Source organism: Streptomyces phyllanthi (genome assembly GCF_009377205.1).
Classification (GTDB): domain Bacteria; phylum Actinomycetota; class Actinomycetes; order Streptomycetales; family Streptomycetaceae; genus Streptomyces; species Streptomyces phyllanthi.
Window position 1 is genome coordinate 1 of sequence record NZ_VJZE01000573.1, and the last position, 4,981, is coordinate 4,981.

The 4,981-nt window shown below is 68.7% G+C and carries 6 protein-coding genes and 1 pseudogene; 6 read left to right on the plus strand and 1 reads right to left on the minus strand.

Annotated features, from left to right (window positions below):
- The 4 genes and pseudogenes from FNH04_RS41095 to FNH04_RS46960 form a co-directional block, all read left to right on the plus strand.
- Nucleotides 1–307: pseudogene (locus tag FNH04_RS41095) on the plus strand (CHAD domain-containing protein); the annotation flags it as partial.
- A gap of 62 nt (nucleotides 308–369) precedes the next feature.
- Nucleotides 370–768, plus strand: a complete 399-nt coding sequence (locus FNH04_RS41100; protein ID WP_322725349.1) for an NUDIX hydrolase — start codon at nucleotides 370–372, stop codon at nucleotides 766–768.
- A 365-nt stretch (nucleotides 769–1,133) separates the two neighbouring features.
- Complete coding sequence (locus FNH04_RS41110) at nucleotides 1,134–1,961, plus strand: hypothetical protein (protein WP_152791287.1); 828 nt, start codon at nucleotides 1,134–1,136, stop codon at nucleotides 1,959–1,961.
- A 212-nt stretch (nucleotides 1,962–2,173) separates the two neighbouring features.
- Nucleotides 2,174–2,344 carry a hypothetical protein gene (locus FNH04_RS46960; protein ID WP_194236990.1) on the plus strand — a complete coding sequence of 57 codons (171 nt, stop codon included), beginning with the start codon at nucleotides 2,174–2,176 and terminating at the stop codon, nucleotides 2,342–2,344.
- Nucleotides 2,345–2,644: 300 nt separating this feature from the next.
- Here the strand turns inward: FNH04_RS46960 and FNH04_RS41115 are convergent, their stop codons facing one another.
- Nucleotides 2,645–3,040, minus strand: coding sequence for a metal-sensitive transcriptional regulator (locus FNH04_RS41115; RefSeq protein ID WP_152791288.1), 396 nt, complete (start codon nucleotides 3,038–3,040; stop codon nucleotides 2,645–2,647).
- Between the two features lie 236 nt (nucleotides 3,041–3,276).
- On the opposite strand from FNH04_RS41115, the gene FNH04_RS41120 reads away from it, so the two are divergent.
- Together FNH04_RS41120 and FNH04_RS41125 are read left to right on the plus strand one after the other, a co-directional pair.
- Nucleotides 3,277–3,897, plus strand: a complete 621-nt coding sequence (locus FNH04_RS41120; RefSeq protein ID WP_188289463.1) for a DUF47 domain-containing protein — start codon at nucleotides 3,277–3,279, stop codon at nucleotides 3,895–3,897.
- Between the two features lie 9 nt (nucleotides 3,898–3,906).
- A complete protein-coding gene (locus FNH04_RS41125; RefSeq protein WP_152791289.1) occupies nucleotides 3,907–4,905 on the plus strand; it encodes an inorganic phosphate transporter in 999 nt (332 codons plus the stop codon).
- The last annotated feature ends 76 nt before the right edge of the window (nucleotides 4,906–4,981 follow it).

Sequence of the window (4,981 nt, forward strand, 5' to 3'; positions counted from 1 at the left end):
CCCCCAGGACGCCCCCTGGCACCAGGTCCGCCTGCTGCTGCGCCTGCACCGCTACGCCCTGGAGGTGCTGTACGGCGAGGACGTCCCCGTCGACGTACGCCTCCTGACGTCCGGCCAGGCCCTCAACCGGCACCGGGACGCGTCCGAGGCGGCCGCGGCGGCGGCCTCGGCGGCCCGCACCCCGCGGATCGCCCCGGCCACGGCGTACGCGCTCGGGGTCCTGCACGCCGACCAGCGGCACGAGGTGGAGGCGGCGCGGTTCGTGTTCCAGCAGTCCTGGCAGAAAGAGGCGGTGAGCACCTCTTGAACGACACGCACGGAAACGACGCCACATACGGAAACGACGCCACGCACGGAAACGACGCCACGATCCTCGCGGCGGGCTGCGTCCTGTGGCGCCGCTCCCCCGTCGCCGGGGACCTGGAGATCTGCCTGGTCCACCGGCCCAAGTACGACGACTGGTCGTTCCCCAAGGGCAAGTTGAAACGCGGCGAGGACCCACTGACCGGCGCGGTGCGCGAGGTCGAGGAGGAGACCGGCTTCCGCTGTGAGCCCGGACCACGGCTGCCGACGGCCCACTACCTCGTCAACGGCCGGCGCAAGCAGGTGAGTTACTGGGCCGCCGAGGCCACGGACGGGCAGTTCGTACCGAATCGCGAGGTGGACCGGCTGGGTTGGCTGCCGGTGACAGCGGCTCGCAGCCGGCTCACCCAGATACGGGACCGGCAGCTGGTCGACGAACTGCTGGCGGCCCTGCGTCACGCGTAGGCACTGCTCGGGTACTGCTCGGGTACTGCTCGGACGCCACTGGGGCGCTGCTGAGACCCACGGGGGGCTACTGGGACTACTGGGGCTACCGGGGCGCTCCCACATGCCCCTCCGCGTCCGCTCTCGCGAGGCTTCGCGCACGGCGAGCGGGCCCCTTCCACCCGCAGGTGCACCGGGCCACACAGAAGCGGCCCTGGTCGACCGTCGTCGCGCGGTGTTCCTGAAGAGGCGAGATCTCGTCCTGCTGACCCACAGAGACAACGTTACCCAGGGCAAGTGAACGGAATGTGGGACGCGTGACGGCAGCCCCTACTGGTCGTTAACCCGGCAACAGAAAGCCCGGACGAACCGGCTGGGGGTTGACGATGGTGGCGCGGCAGCACAGGCGGAGAGACGTGGCGGTCGTCGCGGCGGGACTCATGCTCTGCGGCACCGGCTGTGGAGGCGGCGCCGACTCCCAGGACGCGCGCGCCGCCGCCGACCCCGTCGAGGTGCTGCACCGGGCCGCGGGCACCCTGGTCCGCGCGGGCACCTCCAAGGCGCTGACCTCGATGGAGATGGCCACCGGCGGCACCCGCGTCACCATCCGCGGCGAGGGGGTGTACGACTACACCGCACAGCTGGGCCGCCTGAAGGTGCAGCTCCCCCAGGACCCGGCCGGAACCAGCGGACAGCGGCCGATCACCGAGCTCCTCGCCCCGGGCGCCCTGTTCATGAAGAACCGCGGCGCCGGAGTGCCCGCCGACAAGTGGGTCCGCGTCGACACGGCCACGCTCTCCGACGGGAACCTGGTGACCGGGGGCGCCACCGACCCCCTCGCCGCGGCCGAGGTGCTGCGCGGGACCCGTACGGCGACGTACGTCGGGAAGACCGAGGTCGCGGGCATCCCCGTACGGCACTACCGCGGGACCGCCGACCTCGCCGCGGCGGCGAAGAGCGCCTCCGAGGGCAACCGGGCGCCGCTGAGCGCGGCGGCGAAAGGGTTCGCCACCGCCCGAGTCCCGTTCGACGCGTACCTGGACGACCAGGGCCGTATCCGGAAGCTGCGCCATCGCTTCAGCTTCCTCAACGGCCGGCAGAAGGACACGGTCGCGGTCGCGTCGACGACCCTCCTGTACGACTTCGGGGTCCCCGTGACCGTACGACTGCCGAAGCCGGAGGACATCTACGCGGGGAAAATCGCGGAGAACTGACGGAGAACTGAGCGGAGAACTGATGAGGGCCGGTGGAAATCGAGCCGAAAACCGACTGGCGCGACGGCCTGTCGGTACGCTCGACGGCGGGGACTCGAGCAGCGCGGGCGATGCCCGGTCGGACGCCAGGAATAGCCCGTTGGTGCCATGCGCGGCGTGTAGGGCGCTCCCTACTCTAGGAAGTCGGTAACGGCAGAGAAGAGGTGATGCACGTGGCTCCGGCAGGCGGTACGGCGGTTCAGGACCACGTGGCCCTCGCCGAGATCGAGCTGTGCGGCGAACTGATCATCGCGGCCTCGGCCGCCCACGAGGAGCGGCTCAGCCTGGCGAGCATCGACGAGGTGCTGAGAGTGGCCGAGGAACGGGATGCCTCCGGCGGTTGAGCCGGGTGGGCGCGGTCCGGTGGTTGAGCCGGGTGGGGGTTGTGATCGGTCTGCGGGCGGTGGTTCCAGTTCGCGGGCGGCGCTTTCGGTTCGTGTTGTCGGTTCGTGCTGTCGGTTCGCGGGCCGGCACGGCGATGTTCGCGCGCGCCTGATCCGCTGACCCGCCATCTCGCAACCGTCCACTGCCGCCTATCCGCCTATCCGGCTACGCGGCTACGCGACCCACCGGCGGCCGGCGGATGCTCCCCGCCTACCCGCCGATCCCCCCTTCACCCTTCCCTCACCCCTCCGTCTTCGTCATCATGTCCGCAGCAGCCGTCCGATGGCCTTCGTGGCCTCCTCGACCTTCGCGTCGATCTCGGCCCCGCCCTTGAGCGCGGCGTCCGCGACGCAGTGGCGCAGATGCTCCTCAAGAAGCTGGAGGGCGAAGGACTGCAGGGCCTTGGTCGAGGCGGAGACCTGAGTGAGTATGTCGATGCAGTAGACGTCCTCGTCGACCATCCGCTGCAGCCCCCTGATCTGGCCCTCGATACGGCGCAGACGCTTGAGGTGCTCGTCCTTCTGCTTGTGGTAGCCGTGGACACCGCGGTCATGGTCCGTCACGACCAGGTCCGCGGCGTTCTCCGCGACCTCGGTGTTCTCGGTGTTCTCGGCTTTCTCGGAGGGCGCCGTCGCGCCGGCCTCGGTGGTCGTCATCGCGTCCTCCCGCAGACGAATGCGTCACATACCCCGGGTAGGTATATGCTAACCGACTTTACTGGGTAGGCGGCCCTTGGCCGCTGCCCCTCCGGGGGGCTTGACGGACCCCCGGGACCGCCCCCGTGTCGGGCTTGCCGACCGATGGGCGAGACTGGGGGACGACCCGATAGCCGTGGCCGGATGTTGCACCTAGCATCAGCCTGACCGAAACCGAAGCACCCCGAGGACCCCACGTGCGCTTTCGTCTGACCCCCAGGGAGACGAGCTTCTACGACATGTTCGCCGCGTCCGCGGACAACATCGTCACAGGCTCGAAGCTCCTGATGGAACTGCTCGGGGCGGACACCTCCGCCCGGGCCGAGATCGCAGAGCGTATGCGGGCCGCGGAACACGCCGGTGACGACGCCACACACGCGATCTTCCACCAGTTGAACTCCTCGTTCATCACGCCGTTCGACCGCGAGGACATCTACTCCCTCGCGTCGTCCCTCGACGACATCATGGACTTCATGGAGGAGGCCGTCGACCTGGTCGTCCTCTACAACGTCGAGGAACTGCCCAAGGGCGTCGAGCAGCAGATCGAAGTGCTGGCGCGCGCGGCCGAGCTGACGGCGGAGGCGATGCCGAACCTCCGCACGATGGACAACCTCACCGAGTACTGGATCGAGGTGAACCGTCTGGAGAACCAGGCGGACCAGATCCACCGCAAGCTGCTCGCCCACCTCTTCAACGGCAAGTACGACGCCATCGAGGTTCTCAAGCTCAAGCAGATCGTGGATGTGCTGGAGGAGGCGGCGGACGCGTTCGAGCACGTGGCGAACACGGTCGAGACCATCGCCGTGAAGGAGTCCTGAGGCCCGTCCATGGACACCTTCGCTCTGGTCGTGACCATCGGGGTCGCGCTCTTCTTCACGTACACGAACGGTTTTCACGACTCGGCGAACGCCATCGCGACCTCGGTCTCGACGCGCGCGCTGACGCCGAGGGCGGCGTTGGCGATGGCCGCGGTCATGAACCTGGCCGGTGCCTTTCTGGGCAGCGGTGTCGCCAAGACGGTCAGTGAGGGCCTGATCCAGACGCCCGAGGGCTCGAAGGGAATGGGCATTCTCTTCGCCGCGCTGGTGGGCGCGATCACGTGGAACCTGATCACGTGGTACTTCGGCCTCCCGTCCTCGTCCTCCCACGCGCTGTTCGGCGGCATGGTGGGGGCGGCGCTGGCGGGCGGTACGTCGGTGTACTGGGACGGCGTGCTGGAGAAGATCGTCATCCCGATGTTCGTGTCACCGTTCGTCGGCCTGCTGGCCGGCTATCTGGTCATGACGGCCATCATGTGGATATTCCGGCGGGCCAACCCGCACAAGGCGAAGCGCGGTTTCCGTATCGCGCAGACGGTCTCGGCGGCGGGCATGGCGCTCGGCCACGGCCTCCAGGACGCCCAGAAGACGATGGGCATCGTGGTGATGGCCCTGGTCATCGCGGACGTCGAGGACTACGGCGACCCGATCCCGGTCTGGGTCAAGATCGTGTGCGCGGTCATGCTGTCGCTCGGGACGTACGCGGGTGGCTGGCGGATCATGCGTACGCTGGGCCGCAAGATCATCGAACTGGATCCGCCTCAGGGTTTCGCCGCGGAGACGACGGGCGCGTCGATCATGTTCGTGACGGCCTTCCTCTTCAAGGCGCCCATCTCGACGACCCATGTCATCACCTCGGCGATCATGGGTGTCGGCGCCACGAAGCGTGTGAACGCGGTCCGCTGGGGCGTGGCCAAGAACATCATCCTCGGCTGGTTCATCACGATGCCGGCAGCGGCGGCGGTGGCAGCGCTGAGCTTCTGGCTGGTGAACCTGGCGTTCCTGTAAACGCCGACCTCTCCCCGCCCTCCCCAGAGGACTCCCGCCCGCCGGGCCCAGCACCCGGCGGGGCCCAGCACCAGTT